At 63.5% G+C, this 15,992-nt stretch carries 6 protein-coding genes; 2 read left to right on the top strand and 4 right to left on the bottom strand.

All coding sequences use genetic code 11. The features are described 5' to 3' along the window. Together ACTWPW_RS49350 and ACTWPW_RS49345 are read left to right on the top strand one after the other, a co-directional pair. Positions 1-1,742, top strand: a 1,742-nt coding sequence (locus ACTWPW_RS49350) for a hypothetical protein (protein ID WP_443172901.1), incomplete at its 5' end; no start/stop codon positions are given. 84 nt (positions 1,743-1,826) lie between these two features. Further along, complete coding sequence (locus tag ACTWPW_RS49345; RefSeq protein WP_443172900.1) at positions 1,827-2,348, top strand: hypothetical protein; 522 nt, start codon at positions 1,827-1,829, stop codon at positions 2,346-2,348. Positions 2,349-3,190: 842 nt separating this feature from the next. Here the strand turns inward: ACTWPW_RS49345 and ACTWPW_RS49340 are convergent. The 4 genes from ACTWPW_RS49340 to ACTWPW_RS49325 form a co-directional block, all read right to left on the bottom strand. Beyond that, the gene (locus ACTWPW_RS49340; RefSeq protein ID WP_443172899.1) at positions 3,191-4,081 is read right to left on the bottom strand and encodes a hypothetical protein; all 891 of its coding nucleotides are present in this window, start codon (positions 4,079-4,081) and stop codon (positions 3,191-3,193) included. A gap of 773 nt (positions 4,082-4,854) precedes the next feature. Then, a complete protein-coding gene (locus tag ACTWPW_RS49335) occupies positions 4,855-5,337 on the bottom strand; it encodes an SMI1/KNR4 family protein (RefSeq protein WP_375118506.1) in 483 nt (160 codons plus the stop codon). Positions 5,338-5,549: 212 nt separating this feature from the next. Beyond that, entirely contained in the window at positions 5,550-8,888 is a 3,339-nt protein-coding gene (locus tag ACTWPW_RS49330; protein WP_443172902.1) for a golvesin C-terminal-like domain-containing protein, read from the bottom strand. Between the two features lie 2,063 nt (positions 8,889-10,951). Beyond that, the gene (locus ACTWPW_RS49325) at positions 10,952-14,431 is read right to left on the bottom strand and encodes a DNRLRE domain-containing protein (RefSeq protein WP_443172898.1); all 3,480 of its coding nucleotides are present in this window, start codon (positions 14,429-14,431) and stop codon (positions 10,952-10,954) included. Positions 14,432-15,992 lie beyond the last annotated feature (1,561 nt).

Below are 15,992 nucleotides of genomic sequence, written 5' to 3'. Positions count from 1 at the left end.
AGCGCACCACCGCCTCCACAGCGCAAGGATCCACCGGCTCTGTCGCCGTCCCCACAGGAAGACTGACCGACGGGTGGAAACTGCGCTGGCGCATGCGCGCCACCGCCGCCGGCGTCAACGGCGCATGGACCAGCTGGAACAACCTCGCCGTCGACATCTCCAAGCCGACTGTCAACCTCGCCTATGTAGCTCCGACCAGCGACGCCGACGGCAAGGTCACCAGCAAACTGACACCGACCTTCTACGCCCGGCACACAGATCCCGAAGGCCGGGCTGCCACCTTCACCGTCGAGGTCGAACACGACCCGGCGGCCACCGGCCAGGGCAGCGGGCTCATCTGGTCCGGCACCACCGCCTCCACAGCGCAAGGATCCACCGGCTCTGTCGCCGTCCCCACAGGAAGACTGACCGACGGGTGGAAACTGCGCTGGCGCATGCGCGCCACCGCCGCCGGCGTCAACGGCGCATGGACCAGCTGGAACAACCTCACCGTCGACACTCAATCTGGAGCCACCGCGGCGGTAACCGCTGCGCCTGACGACGATCGCTACGACAGGATCAAGGACGAGTGGGAGTGCTGGGAGCACCCGAACAGAGCGAACTACCGGTACGAAAACGGAGTAAGAATCAACCCCAGGGGCTACACCAGGAATCGCTTCTCCTGGTGCGTCACCTATGACGGCGTCCTCGTCCGGGAAAGGAATAGGAAGATCATCGATAAGGTGTCCTTCCCTATCACAATGATCGGCAGAACCTTCCAAGGAAGCCGCTTCATCGAGTATGACGTCCTCGTCCAGACCGCAAAGGTCGAAAAAGGCACGATGTTCGACGGCCGTCAATTCACCATCGGCATGAACGGGACGGGTTATCCGCAGGCTCATTCCTGCAGGATCGCCCCCGAAACTCAGGCATCCTATACGGGCAAGGGCGGTCCTGGAGAGTTCTGGTGGGACAAGAAGGTCTCTTTCAAGTTCGAGTCCGTCGCAGAGGTGAATCCGGGTGCTGACAACCTAGAGAATGTAGCCGTCTGTTCGACACGGCTCACCCTCTCCTCGCCGGGCCTGTATTCCACTGAAGCGCCGCACCCCGTGCAGACCATCCGATGTGACTCCGCGAGTTACATCTTTAAGGGCAACACTGGATGCATCTTCGATCACATGACTTCATCGCTTGCTCTAAAACAAAATCAGAACCCGAACGCCTACAGCCACATCTATAAAGCATTCGCATCTCCTAACCTAACAGTGCCCAACAGCTCCAGCCCGGCGAAGGCCTGGCCGACGTGGGCCAACCGTAATACACCAAAGAAGTTCAACGGCTTCTATAAGGCCGACCCGCTCCACCGCATACTGCCGAACAGTTCACGTAAGGCAAGTAACTATTATCGGTCGGCTATGACCTGCGGCTGGCACTACTATCCTTCTACCTTCACTGGGAAGCATCCGTACCCATGGGTAGCCGACGACAAGGAGTGTGACGAATTTCCCTTCCAGTCCACGTACGAAGGCGCTTGGATCTGGTGGCAGGAGGATCGGCCGAGAGACGTGAGGTCATACCAGGCCGGTGTCAATTTCAGCGTGCTGCCGATTCCCGAGGATGAGAACGGAAGATGGGGAGGAACCGCTCGCGGCGGGCTCGGCCACTTCTACGCCAATGATCGAATCCTCGCAGAAGATGCATTCTTCATCCGCCTCTACGATGCAGAAGGTAACCGCATGAACCCGGATAATACTCCAGAGTAACCACGAGTCATACTTATATCCGGTTCCAATGCTCCACTCCAGAGCATTGGAACCGGATATTGGTCCTTTCATCGGAGTTCAGGCATGCTTCAGCCAATCGAAACAGTTCTCGACACCATCGATGTCGCCCACTCCCAGTTCCTGCTTGCTTCCTGGATGAGCGGCTACACGGACCCGCCGGGGTGGCCCTCATGGGACGATACGGCTCAGCAAGCCGGTGCGGATAACTGGTTTGTCGCGACGGCGAACCAGGCGATTATCATCAGTGGTGTGGGCTTCCATAAGGCGAAAGCCTCAATAGAGCTTTGGGACACTAACCCTCCCGACAATGGGGAACAGTGGGATAGGAGCCGAACCGTAAAATTCTACTCAAGTTCAGGCTTTGCCTGCCTTGATGAAATATACGGTCGAGTAGATTATACGTTCCTAGACCTACGCCTGGAGCATCAAGAGTGGTGGGTGCGGGCAAGTGTCCGCCCCGGCGAGAACTCCCTTTATCCAGTCGATATGCTGCCCGAAGGGCTAGAGGAGTGGCGGTTTCAGTTCTGGCCGGTTGCCCATCCTGACCGCGCACTCAGCCAAATTGAGAAGAGGCAGTTGCCTTGATTCCCCGAACCTCGCTGAAGAACTCGCGATCAGGGCATCTTAGCGGCTGGACTCCTCGTTTCTCGCGGCTTCTGAGGACACCTCGTACCGTGATGAAATCCATCTCACGTGGCAGTTGGCCTGAATCGCCCAGACATTGTCCGGAGTTCCGTCCACCGAACTTGGGGTCACCTATAGACGATCTCCGACTGGCACAGATCAGATGATCTCAAAGCTGCCGCGCGGCTTCCGGCCCGCCCTGACACCTTGCGGTCCGAGTCCGCTTGCCTCACAGTGACGTGGTAGCCAGCTTCGACCGATGCCGGGGACATGTGCGGGATGATCTAGCAGATGGCGCTGGTGCCGGGAAGTATCTCCGCAGCTCAGAGCACGCGAACCAGCCGGACGGACTCCGCTCTCCTAAAGCGGGTGCCGCAGGTTCGAATCCTGCCGGGGGCACTCACCTAGATCGGCATTTCAGGCCCCTGACCTGCGGTTTCATGGCCGCAGGTCTTTCGTTTCGTGACCCTGGTAGGCAACGGACGGTGCTCACATGCAGCCGTAAGACCATGATCAGGGGATATACACGGGATGATCTTGCAGGCATTCCCCCAGGTCAGGCCCTTATTCTGGGCCATCCGGGTGTCGGCACCCGCTATGATCGCCAAGACACCGGGAAGCTTCGGCCGTTGATCATGCCAAATACGTGCGTAACTCCGGCTTGACGCGCACGCCCACCTACCTACACGGACCGCTGGCGTCAGCAGAAAGCAATGGTTGCCAACACCCAACCGGCCGCGCTCAGCCCGGACGAGAGCCACTGGCCCTGAACTCCGCTTGGAGGCGCACAAAGCCTGAGCACGTCACTCGGAGGCGGCCGACCAGCCAACGTCTTCGAAGGCCTGCTTCACCCAGCGCCGTACGACGGGGAATCTGGCCAGATAGGACTCGTTCACGATCGGTTCGTTGAGGCAACTGAGGAAGCCGAGGACCTTGGCACGATAAACGGGTGAGAGGCGGTCGCGATCGGCGGCGAGTTGCCGCAGGATCCTCGCCAGATAGGCGTTGCGGCTCGCTGTGTCGCCGTCGTCGCGGCTGCGGAGGATGACTAGGAGGCAGTCCCCGTACGCCTGCTGGAGATCGTCGCTCCCGGCGGGACGGCTGGAGGCGAGCCACACTCTGGTGATGGCGTTCGTGGCGGACAGCGCCCGGTCCGGAGAGAGAACGCCGAATGCGCTCGTGGCCTCCACGTCGTCCGGATCCGAGCCGTCGTTACCGTCCAATTCGCGGGTGATCGCCTCCAGAGCGTGCCAGGCGATGTCCTCCGCCAGGTCGCAGGTGAAGTGACTCTCCCGGAGGAGGTGCAGGGTCTGGACCGCATGCCAGCCCTCCCATTCCCTGCTGATGGCGTGCGTCGACCCGTAGAAGGTCCAGTAAGGGTCGAGTTCGGGAACGCTCCAGCCTTGCTCCGGCGCCATGTCGATGGACACGTCGCGATCGTTCCTGTACCAGGTGCGCCCCAAGGAAAGGATGGCAGCCAAATTTCTCCAGGCTTCGGCACTGAACTGCGATCTCCAAAGCAACGCACGGCGCCGCCATGTGGAGGCCGGGTAGGGGGCACGGGGGAACAACTCCCGGCCGGTCACCGGACCCCCGATCATCGCGATCAATAACAACACATTGCCGGAATAGGCGGCATGACGTGCCGGCGAGGTGAACGGAGCAGGCTGGTAGCTATCATGGCCCGTGTCCATAGGGGACTCGAGAGCTCCGTGGAAGATGGTGAGCAGAAGGCCCCGGAGCGATCGGCGTTGATCATCGGTGAACTGCCCGGCGAGTAAGGTGAGAAATTCGACGATCTGCCCACGGGTTGGTCAAGGGCGCGAAGGACAACAGCGCCCGGACGAAACCTTCGTCAATGGAATGCCTGCTGTGCGCTGCGGGCGCGGCGGCCAGGTCGGCCAGCTCGCGGAGGGTCAGCCTGGCGACGAGGAACTCGGCCGAACGTCGCGTGCAGGAACTCACAGGCGGTGAGGCGCGTCCCTGCGACTCCTTGGTGATGTCGATGCCGGTCCAGCACCCGGCCGCGGTGGGCGTAGGCACACGACCCCTCTCCGGCCCTGCACGCGTTCCTCCAGGTCAACCCTCGATTTCGGGCCCACGTGTGACTACCAACTGCAGAACCCGGGTGAAGTGCGGTGACTCGCCTGGCCTCAGCGGCGGCGGAGGCGACACCGTAGACGAGGACGTGACCGTGCGCTTCGACACTACGTCCCTATCCTGAACCGCCATGAACAACGCCAGAAAATCCGCGCCCTCGGCGCCGCCCTGCACCCATGACAAGCGACCCATCCCTATCCCGACCAGCAGAAAGGCCCGACCCGCCGGCCCGTCAGGGAAACCAAGGGTCAAATCCGGCAATCCAGCCGAGCCCTCGGCATGCCTGAAGGCAAAATTAGCCCCACCAGCAAAATCAACTCACCGCCGACGGCCATCGCTCAAGATCCTTAAAGACCCGGTTGGATGCTCAATCCGTGTCATCGCCGTATGTTCGACACGAAATAAGGCCGCGTATGAATTCCGCGAATGAACTCGCGAGGCGTCTCGGCACTCTGTCTTCATCGACGTACGATACGGAAGGCGCACCCAGTGGTCCGCATTCAGAATAATCAAGCATCACCGTGTCGTGCCCGGCGGATGGTGTCAACCCGAAGACGACGCCGATCTCGGGATATTGCCATTCAGCGATCATGCTGGGCGACATGACATCCACTCCACTTGTACCTCCGATCCCCCAGATCACATCGACGCACACATGGTCCGGCGCCCACGACGTAGCAAACTCGGTGGGGAAACAACGGTTCCGCAGTACGCCGCCATTCTGCACCAGCATCAGATCGACATAGCTCTTCGGTAGTCGAACTTGAAGCACATCCTCGGCCCGTCGAATCATTTCGGCATCCACCGGCGGGCCAACATACTCAGATTCATAAGCGTCGTCGAAGATCACGAATCCAGATTCCGCTCTAGACGAGAGGATGCGATTACCCGTCAATAATCATAGGCGATCAGCGATCGGTTAATCGGCACGTTGGTCATACCATTGTATCAGATCAGATCACTTCGGCCATTACGTGCGGCCAGGAGGGCCTCGTTGACTCTACGCGCACAAACGATCAACGAGCCCCTCCTTTGCGCACTCTACACTTCGGACTTACTCGTCTAGCATATTGCAAACCCGCCGGTATGTCCGGTTTTGCTGTGAACCGACATATCGACTAGCTGCATCACTCCGCAATTTTGATGATGATTCCAGGTCCACCTTCCCCTTCGATATGCCGCCGTAATACCGGCCGCCTTGTCTGCTGCCGCGAAATCCTTCTTCCTGTCACCGGTCAAGGTGATGAAGACATCTGGTGTGTGCGGGTCTCTCCAGGCGCTGAAATCCGGGAATCCTTGGGCGTCAAACGGCACCCCGGTGACCGGGTGATTCTTGCCAGCGAGATGAGCATTGATCGGCCCAACGGGCTGTCCGCCTGCAGCACACGGACATGCCGTGGTATGGCCATTTACGGAGCCCCCGCAGTTGTGCACGAGCACGGACGCTTCGCCTGCGAACACATGGTACGTGTGGATGTCTGCGACCGTCAGGTTGTGAACGCGTTGCCGTGCAGTCCACTGCTTGATCGCCTCCACCTGGACCAGGGAGCCGGCGGAGGTGCGCAACCACATGCCGGGCGCGAGCTTCTCGGCGTCGACCCACTTGCGCAGCCCCGGTGCCCAGAAGGGGTGGTTATCGGTCGCTATGATGACGCCGGTGTCACGGCCCCGCTTTCCGTCGGTGTCGATGGTGACTTGCACCAGGTTCTTTTCGCCGTCGCCCACGATGAGGTCGACGACCTGCTTGGCTTCCGTCTTGCCGGTTTCTGGATCGGTAGCGAGAACTTCATCACCGATCTCAATGTCTTCGATCCGCTTGCGGGTGCCGTCGGCCATGAGCACTTCGGTATCGGGCGTGAAGCTGTTCTTGCAACGTATCAGTTTGCCGATGAATTTTCCGGAGTCGCCGGCAATGGGCACCATGCCGGCCAGGGCCCATGCTGCTTCCTCGGTATTGCCCTCATTCATGGCCTTGAGCGCGAGCAGGATGTCGGCCGGGGTGCCGACGACAGGCAGATAGCTGAGGGCTTCGAGCTCCTTCGCGCCAGGAGGCCGCCCGTTTCTCGTGTCCCCGTCCAGAGCTATTCCGGCGCGAGATGCCTCCCACTCATCGATTTGGCCGTCCTTGTTGTCGTCCTTCATCGCGGGGTTGTATTCCGGGTGGGCGTTAGTGACGGGAATCGTCTTGCCAGCGGAGCCCGGGTTACATTCGACGCTGGCGTTGTCCCAGCAATCAGACGGCTTGTACTCAGGGTTGTGCCACGGACGCGGCTCGTGACCGTCGTGTTCAATGTTGGTGATGGGGTTGCCGCCGGTAAAGGCGTAGCGGTTGCTGGTCCAGGGGTCGAGGGAGAGGGAGAGGTCCTCAAGGGCGCCGTTGTAGGAATCGAGGTTGAGGAAGCGGTTAAGGTTCGGGTTGTAGTCGCGGAACCCCATGTCATACATGCCGGTGGAGTTGTCCCAGCGCTTGCTGTTGAAGCGGTAGGGGTTGTACTCCTCCTTGGCGGTGGGGTCAGCGGGGTCGGGTTTGTCGACGCCGGTGAAGAGTTTGTCGTCGTTACGGCCGTAGGCGGTGTAGCCGTAGGTGGCGCGGGTGTCGCCGTTCTCCTGGGTGATCTGCTCGACGTCGGAGTGCGGGTTGTAGCCGTAGTACGACGACTCTTCTGAACTGTCGGCGTTGACCTTCACCTGGGACAGCCGCTGGCCCCACGGGCTGTACTGGAAGGACTTGGTGAGCTTGCCGGCCACTTCCTCGTCCAGCACCTCGGCGGACAGTCCGAGGTAGGAGAAGGTGGTGGTCTTGGCGCTCGCGGTGCCTTCCTTCTCGGTCTTGGACGTCGTGCGGTCCAGTGGGTCGTAGGTGTACTTGGTGACCGTGCTGGTGGCGCCGTCGCCGCCGAGTTTCTCGTGCCGGGTGACGTGGTCGAAGCCGTCGTAGGTGTACTTCTCCAACGTCTTGCCGGCGGACTGGATGGTGCGCAACCGGCCGTAGGGGTCGTAGGTGAAGGTGGAAGCCTGCCCGTTGGAGACCGACGTCATCAGGCGGTTGCGGTCGTAGGTGAAGGTGGTCGTCTTGCCGAGGACCTCCTCCTCCCACACGTTGCTGTTGGCGTCGTGCCGGTAGATCTCGTTCTCGACCGGGCCGCCGCCGACCGGGGTCTTCACCGTCTTGGCTATGCGGTCGCGGGGGTCGTAGGCGTAGGCGTAGTCGTGTTCCAGGTAGGCGCCGGGGTTCTCGGCGTTCTGGATCTTGGCATGGTCGCTGGCGCGGTGCAGGTTGCCCTGGTACCCGATGGTGTGCTCGGCAACGACCGTGCTGTTCGGCTTCTTCTCCAGGCTGTGGCGCAGGACGCCGGACAGGAAGTAGTCGTAGGTGACGGTGTTGCCGTTGGCCTTGGTCTCGGTCGCGCGTTCACCACGTGAGGTGTAGGTGTAGGTGGTCGTCTTCGGTGCCGGATCGGTGGCCGACTTCTTGTTGACGACCTCGTTGACCAGGTCACGGACGTCGTAGCCGTAGGTGGCGACGGTCTTGTCGTGGGTGCGCTCCACCACGGCGCTGTTCTCGTTGTACTGGTAGCCGGTGGTGTTCTTCAGCGCGCCGTCAAGGTACTCCTTGATCTGTTCGATCTGGTTGAGGTTGGTGTAGGCGACGTCCCAGACGTCGATCTTGGCGGTCGGTGACCGGTCCTCGATCTTGGTGACGTTGGCGTTGACGTCGTAGGTGTAGGTGAAGTCCTTTTTCTCGGTGTCGGTCTGGCCGCTGTTGTCGCGAACCAGCTTGACCGCGTCGGCCGCGACGGTGCCGTTGGCCTCGTCGGTCAGGGTGATGGTGTGGCCGATGCCGGCGGTGAAGGCGTAGGTGCCGAGGTCGACCCAGGTGCCCGCCTGATGGGTCTGGTCGAGGGTGACGGTCGCTTCGCCGCCCCGGTGCTTGACCTTGTATTTGGCGTTGGTGGCCGTCGCGCCGGTCGGGTAGCGGACCTGCACCTTGTACGTGCCGTCTGAGGGTGTGGTGAGGTTCCAGGTGAAGGCGGACTGGCCGGTACCGGCGGGAGCGGTGGCGTAGTCGTAGCCGACGAAGCCTTCCACCACGGTCTGCGGGCCGACGATGTTCGAGGAGCTCCCGCTGCCGGCGAGGGTCCAGGTGCCGGTGGTGACGGTCTGACCGGTGTCGGAGTTGTCGGACAGGACCACGTCCAGACCGAGAGGGACGCCGTCGTCGGAGTGGGTCTTGAGCTTGCCGTCGGGGTAGTACGACCAGTCCAGCGCCCGCTGGGAGGAGCCGCCCGCCGAAGTGACGGTGCGGTTGGTCTGCAGGCCGAGCTCGTTGTACTGGTAGGTGGTCTTGATGTCCCACGGGTCGGTGGTGGTCTTGGACCAGCCGTTGTCCCAGTAGGTCATCTTCGAGACGTTGCGGATGGTCTGCCCGTGGGAGGGCGGGTGGGAGATCTCCTTCAGCCGGGAGACCGCGTCGTAGGCGTAGAAGACGCTGTCGGGCTTGTTGTAGACCGGGTCGTCGGGGTCGTACGGGTAGATCTCCTCGATCGGCCGGTTCAGCTCGTCGTAGCGGGTTTCGGAGACGAAGTCGGCCGGATCGTCCGGGGTTTCCACGCCGCGCGGGGTGATGACCTTGGCCCGGTTGCCGACCTGGTCGTAGGCGAACTCGGTGACGACATGCTTGACGCCGTCGGCCGTGTCGGCGTGCGGGACGCTGATGCGGATGACCTCGTCGCGCTCGTTGTAGTCGGTGCGGGTGATGTTGTCGTCCTGGTCCTCCTGCTCGATGACGCGGCCGTCGAGGTCGTAGCGGACCTCGGTGACGAAGCCGGCGGCGTCGGTGGCCGTGCGGACGCGGTGGTTGAGGTCGTAGGTGTAGAGCGCGGTGCGGTCGGCGGTGTCGGGGGTGGCGTTCTTGCGCGGGTCGATGACTTTGACGGTGTTGCCGACGTTGTCGTACTCGTAGGTGATCTTGTTTTGGCGGTTGTTGTTGGCGACGTCGGTGGCGAGGACGTCGGTCAGCTGGTTGATCTCGTCGTACTCGTAGGTGGTGGTGTACTCGGCAGGGTTCGCGCCGGGCAGGTGGCCCTTGGGCTCGGTCTGGGTCTTCAGGTTGCCGGCCGGGTCCCAGGTGAAGGTGGCCTTGCGCTCGTCCCCGCCGGGGATGTCCTTGGGCAGGAAGGAGCTGAGCAACTGGTCGGCGTGGTCGTAGACGGCGGTGGAGACGGCCCCGTTGGGAGCGGTCATCTCGACCACGTTGTCGTTGCGGTCGTAGACCGGCGCCGGGGTGACGATCAACACCGGCGGGGAGGCGTCCTGGTCCTTGGGGACCTTCGACTCCAGCGGGCGTTTGAACAGGTCGTAGGTCTGCGTGGTGGTCTTGCCGAGGGCGTCGGTGACCGACAGCACGTTGCCGCGTACGTCGTAGGCGGTGGTGGTGACGTTGTTCTTGGCGTCGGTGATCTTCTCGGGGTAGCCGGTCGGGTGGTAGTCGCCGAACGTGGTGGTGTTGCCCCGGGCGTCCACGGACGTCTGCAGCTGACCGAGATCGTCGTAGGTGTAGCGGGTGGTGTAGTCGTCCGGGTCGGCGCTCAGCACGCCGAGCGGATCGGTGACGGCCGTCAGGTTGCCGCGCTCGTCGTAGCCGAACTGCCAGGTGTGGTGCTTGGGGTTGGTGCCGGCTTCCGGCCGGTTGCCCATCGGGCTGGTCTTGGACACCAGGTCGGCGACGAATCCCTTGAAGTTGTCCGGCCCCTCATAGTGAAGCGTGGTGGGGGCGATGCCGCCGTTGTCGTTGGCCTCGGCATCGGTGATCTTCAGCGGGTAGCCGGTCTTCTGGTCGTACTCCCATGTGGTGAGCGCGCCGTTGGCCTCTTTCAGCGAGATGACGTTGTGGTCGCCGTCCCAATCGAGATCGGTGACCTCGCCCTTGGCGTTGGTGATCACGTCAGGGCGGCCGAGGGCGTCCAGCACGTAGTTCGCCGGGTGGCCGCGCGGGTCGGTCACCGTGGCGTATATCACGCCTTGCTGCGGGCCGTCCGGGTCGACGTAGGCGAAGCCGGTCGGCCCGTTCAGCCGGTCGGTGAGGGTCTGGACCTTCCACAGGTTCTTGGGGTCTTCGACCGCGTCGTAGTAGTCCAGCCTGGTGGCATACTTGTCCGGCTGCGGCGTGTCCTCGGCGTTGGAGCGGGGGTCGAGGACCCTGACGAGTTTGACGTTCTTGTTGCCCTGGGTGGCGTCGTACTCGAAGCCGAACGTTTTCGCCTCGTCGTCACCGGCCCCGTCGATCATGCGGGCCATCAGGCCCTTGTCGGTGTAGGCGAAGGTGACCTTGCGGCCGGCGATGTCGGTGATCGACTCGACGGTGTCGATGATGTGCGGGTTGGTCAGCTTCGTATCGTTGACTGGCTGCCAGGTGGTGTCGTTGATGTAGGTGTAGTCCTGGCCCTTGACGTGGTACTCGAAGCTCAGTGTCCTGCGGCCGGCGGCGTCGGTGATGTACTGCAGGAACTTGGTCGGCTTGTTGTTGGAGTGGCGCCGTTCGTAGGTGAACGACATGGTGTTGCCGTTCTTGTCGACGATCGCAGACTGGAAGCCCTCATCATCGAAGAAGAACTGGGTGCGGTCGGGCTTGGTGAACACCCATTGGCGGGCCGGATCACGGGAGAAGGCGTCGGGCTGGTCGGGGGATTCGGCGACGCGCTGCAGGTACAGGTGCACACCGCGTGGGTGTATGTAGTCGCAGGTGTTGGGCCGGCACATGCTGGTGGGCAGCCCATGGGTGTCCAGTAACCAGACGTGGGTGGTGCCGTCCCCGTCGGTGAGCCGGATCTGGTCCGGCCACATCTTGCCGGGTGGGTGGAACTGCAGTTGGGAGCCGAGTTGGCCAGCGTCGAGGTCTGCAGGGACCAGCCGTAGCCGAGCGATGCCGCCGACGTGTCCAGGCTGTTGTAGGTCATCCGGGCGAACGTCTGCACGCCCCGTGAGGGGTTGGAGAAGGCGTTGTAGCCCCACACCACGTTGCCGGCGTACAGGTTCGTCAGCGCGGTGCCGCCCGCTCCGGTGTTCTTGCCGGTGTAGGCGTAGAACTTCTCCAGACCGAGCAGGTCGCTGGTGGGTGAATCGATGCGGATCTGCTGCGGCAGCTGCGGCAGGTGGTGGGTGGCCGACTTCCAGTTGTTGGTGGTCGTGTCCTGGACGTCCCACACCAGCTGGGCGCCCTCGGCCAGGTTGCCGACCGACGCGGGAGCCCTGACCTGGGCGTCCACGGTGACGGCGTCTCCTGGTTCCAGGTCGTACGGCAGATCGGTCTTGAGCTGGGTTTCGGGAGTGGAGACGTCGGTGCCGTCAGGCAGCTTCCAGTGGTAGGACAGCTTGGTGGTCGCGGCGGGCCAGGTTTCGGTGGTGGTGTTCTTCACCATCACCGAGACGACGGCGCTCTCGCCGACGTCGAGGCGGTCCGGAGTATCCGGGGCGTAGAACGACGTCACCGCGGCCGGTTCGGCATAGGTGACGGCCAGCTTGGGCCGCAGCAGCGGCTCACCGGTCTCGTCGGCCAGGAACTGGGCCGACTGCTTGGCGGTGCCGGCTTCGTTGCCGACCTTGACCAGCAGACCGTGGCCCGCGGACGGGGTGGCGGTCCAGCTCTTGGCCGCGTCGGTGACGTTCCACTGCCGCCAGCCGGCGGTGTCGGTCAGGGTGGTGACGGTGTCCAGCGGGGTGGCGGTGAAGTCGCCGCCGGGCGTCGTCCAGGGGGTGTTCCAGGTCGCGGCCTCGTCGAAGGCCTTGGTGAGGGTGTGCGCGGTGAAGGAGGCGCCGGTGCCGGTGGCGGTGGCCTGCCACAGCGACAGCCGGGCGTCGGCGATCTGCGCGTCGGCCGGGATCTGGCCGGTGTAGTCGTCGAACCTCACCACCGTACGGGTGTTGCCGAGCGTGGTGGCGGTGTTACCGACCTGCAGCCGCTGCTGCTGGGCCACCACATCGTGCCCGGCGCCGGGTTCGCCCGAGGCCAGCGTGGTGTCCGCCGAGGCATACAGGGTTCGGGTGACGTAGCCGGGCTTGGGCAGGAACACCCGCACATGCTGGGAGGGCACCACCTTGCCGTTCTTCAGCACCGCCTCCACCCAGTAGTCGGCTCTGTGGGTGTAGCCCGGATCGGCGGCGGCGTCCGGCTCCGCGCCACTGCTGGTATCCACGTAGGAGGTGACATCCGGCGGCAGCGTCACCACCAGATCGTCGTAGTCCCCGTCGCTGTTGTTGGAGCTGCGGTCACAGGCCGACGGGCACTGGTGGCGCAGCCGGTACTCCACCAGGTCATCGGAGGCGTCGTCCGGAGTGGGATCAGCGTAGGCACTCCACGACAACGATGCGCCCACCGAGGTGGCCAGCGTGGGCTGGTGCAACGTCACCGACGGCTCGCCGAAGGTCACCAGCAGCCGCGGGTGCGCGGCCGGATCAACGGTGAGCGGGTTGACGCCGGTGAAGTCGTCCGTCGCGTGGTAGGACACCCCGCCCACCGGGGCGGTCCTGGCCTCGTTGACGGCCTTGATCAGGACGCCGGCGATCGGCTCGGTACCGGTGGAGTACCAGGAGTTGGCCATCGCGGTCACGTCGAAGGAGTGCCAGCGTGACAGCTCCCCGACGTTGCGCGTCACCGTGGATGCTGCGGTCGTGGTGAAGGACGGCTGGTTGTTCCAGGTCACTGCCTGCGGATCGTCGATCCACAATTCGTCGGTGATCTCGTGTGCCGCCAGCGTCACGGCCGCCGTCTCGCCCAAGGCCTGGTCGAAGTACATCTCCAGCGTGGCTTGATCGATGTGAGTGCCGAACGGCAGGACGTCCGGATCCGCAACAGGGCCGAAGTACAGCAGCGCCCGGTTCAGCCCAGCCGCCGTCTTACCGACCGGCAGCTTCCAGGAGTCGGCAAAGTTGGCAGTCGCTGAGGCGTTGCTGACGTAGGTGTCGTAGACGTCGGCCCGCCAGTCGTTGATCTTGACGGTGGGGTCAATCAGCACCGGGTACTTGCGCTCCGGTGCGGCCAGCCAGGCCGGGTCCGGCTTGAGCGTGACCGTGCTCTCCGCACCTTGCTGCTCGGCAAGCTCCTGCGTAATGGCGCCCGTCCTTCGGCCGTACGGCGAGGCGGCATCCGGCTCGGAGTCGATCATGTACGGGCGCGGGATGGTGAACACCGCGTCACTGTCGTCACCGGTGAAGGTGATCGACCCGTCGCGGTTCTGTCCGGCGTTCAGGCCGCCGCCGGTCTTGACGGTGAACGCGTACGTGGTGCCCGCGGCCGGCGGCTTGGTCAGCCGGATGTGCTTGCTCACGCCGGAGGCGGTGACGGTGTAGATCAGGTCAGCGCCGTCCCAGACCTGCGGGTAGGTGACCGTCGAGCCGTCCACCTGCGGGGTAATCTGCCGGCTGTCCCCGGCCAGGCCGAGCGTGACGTGACGCTTGCCGGCGGTGATCCGGACCAGCTTGTCGGTCCTGTCGCCGAACCGGGTTTCGAAGCCGGTCTTGTTGTTGCCGTGCACGAACCCGTCGCCCTCGGCGGCGCCCACCGTGGTGTCGATGGGCTGCCAGGCGCCGTCGCCGTTCTGGTAGTACACCGGGCGGGTGGAAATCTCCGCCTGCGAGCGGCCGTCGTCCAGTTCGTACACGGTGCCGAACCGCCACCGCTTACCGGTGAGCTCCTTGACCCGCTTACCCGGCGGATCGGCCTGCCTGGATGCGACCGGGTTGGTGTCCCGTCCCGGCAATGTGACCTTCTGGCCGGATAGGCGCACCTCGCCCTGCGGCTCTTCGGCGAACCAGCCGGTCACCTGGGCGGCCAGCCAGCTCGACACGCGGGAGATCAGGCTCGGCTCTCCACCGCTCGAGGGGCCGGTCTGAGCGGCGGCAGGCGGCACCGGGGCCATCGTGAACAGCACGGTGGCCGCCACCACCACGCCGATCAGCTTGCGTAACCGTGTGTGATGACGAGATCGGGTCGGTCGGAGTCGGTCGAGGGGTAATTGCGACACAGGCACACTCCACGAAGCCTGCGGCCACTGGGACCGCAGATAAGGAGGACGTAAAGCCCTCGGAGCAAAAACACCCGCATCACGCCATAAATCCGGACATTTGGTCAAGAGTTACGGAACGTGGCTTACCTTCTTTTGCGAACACACTGTTGAATCCCCTGTCGCTAAGGGCCCCTGCTGCGGAGATCCACCACATCAAGATCACCTGGCTGGATCTGCCCAGATGTCACGCACAGTGAAAACCCCTGGTGGCAATCAACCCCGCGCACCGCTGCTGCGCCTCAATTCCCAGCCAACTCACAGCAACCGGAAGGCTCGACACCCTCGACGCCTTCCATCCCCCGAACTGCGAAAACGTCAACCATCGGACCTTTGATATCAACAGCTCTTGACCGCCGTCAGCATCCGTGTCTAGATCAAAAGGCCGCCCCGCCGCGCTCCCTCTGGAGGACCCCTCACATGGCCGCAGCAGCAACTCTCAGGCCACAATGACCCCACCGGACCACCCGACCACGCAACAACCGTCCCGCCGGGGACAGGCGTTACGAATCTCCACCGTCCTGGCCGGACTCCTCCACCTCGCTCTCGCCGCACTACTGGCCGGCATCCCGTCCAGCTCACCCACCCTCGACGAACTACCCACCCCCGAAAACCATGCCGCCGCCCCACTCCCCGCGGTCGCCGCCCGCATCCAGCTCACCGTCTCCCCCACTACGAGCGCCACACAGCCGCCTCGCATCACCACCGCTCCGGCGATCACCCCGACCCGCAAGCACAGCAACCACCGTCCGACGGCCATCCCAAGCCCTCAGCGCCCCACACGGCCCGCCGTCATCCGCACCACACCGGCCAGACCGACGCTGGTGGCCACCACACCGACCGCATCGCACCGCCCGGCGCCTGCAACGTCCAGCCCCGCCAAGGCCGATGAGGCGCCACAGTTGCCGCCGTCCAGCACGCCGGAACCGGAAGTGACATCCCCGCACACCCCACCAGGACAGACCCGAGAACCCCCGGGGCAAGTGGCCAAAGAGCAGAGAGCGGAGCACATCGAGGACACGGATATCCCACCCGGCCAAGCCAAAAAGCCGGATGGATAGCCGGCAGCCGCCTACCGCTCCGCCATGTCGTACCGCATACTGCGGTATGCCACGGCGCCAGCTTCGTCGAGACAGCGGATGCTCACTCCTTCGCCGCACTGCATGCCGCGCCTGGGTCGGTCAGTGTCGATGACCTGCCGACTGATCTCGCGCCATGGAGGCACCAGCCCGATGCCCGCACCTGAAGAGCGGGTACGCTCTGCACGACTACTACCGCAGTTGTTGCTCTGAGCAGGCCAAACAGTGGTCAGGTGACGGACGGTAGGAAGTCGTTGGTTAGGTATCGGCGTACGTCACCAGCCAACCGCATATCGCCCATCAAAAGACAAAATCCACTTCATGTGAGTCGAGCTCTCCTAAAGCGGGTGCCGCAGGTTCGAATCCTG

Source organism: Nonomuraea sp. KM90 (genome assembly GCF_052246675.1).
Classification (GTDB): domain Bacteria; phylum Actinomycetota; class Actinomycetes; order Streptosporangiales; family Streptosporangiaceae; genus Nonomuraea.
The sequence above is the reverse complement of the archived record's forward strand: the minus strand, read 5'-3'. Positions and strand labels throughout refer to the sequence as shown.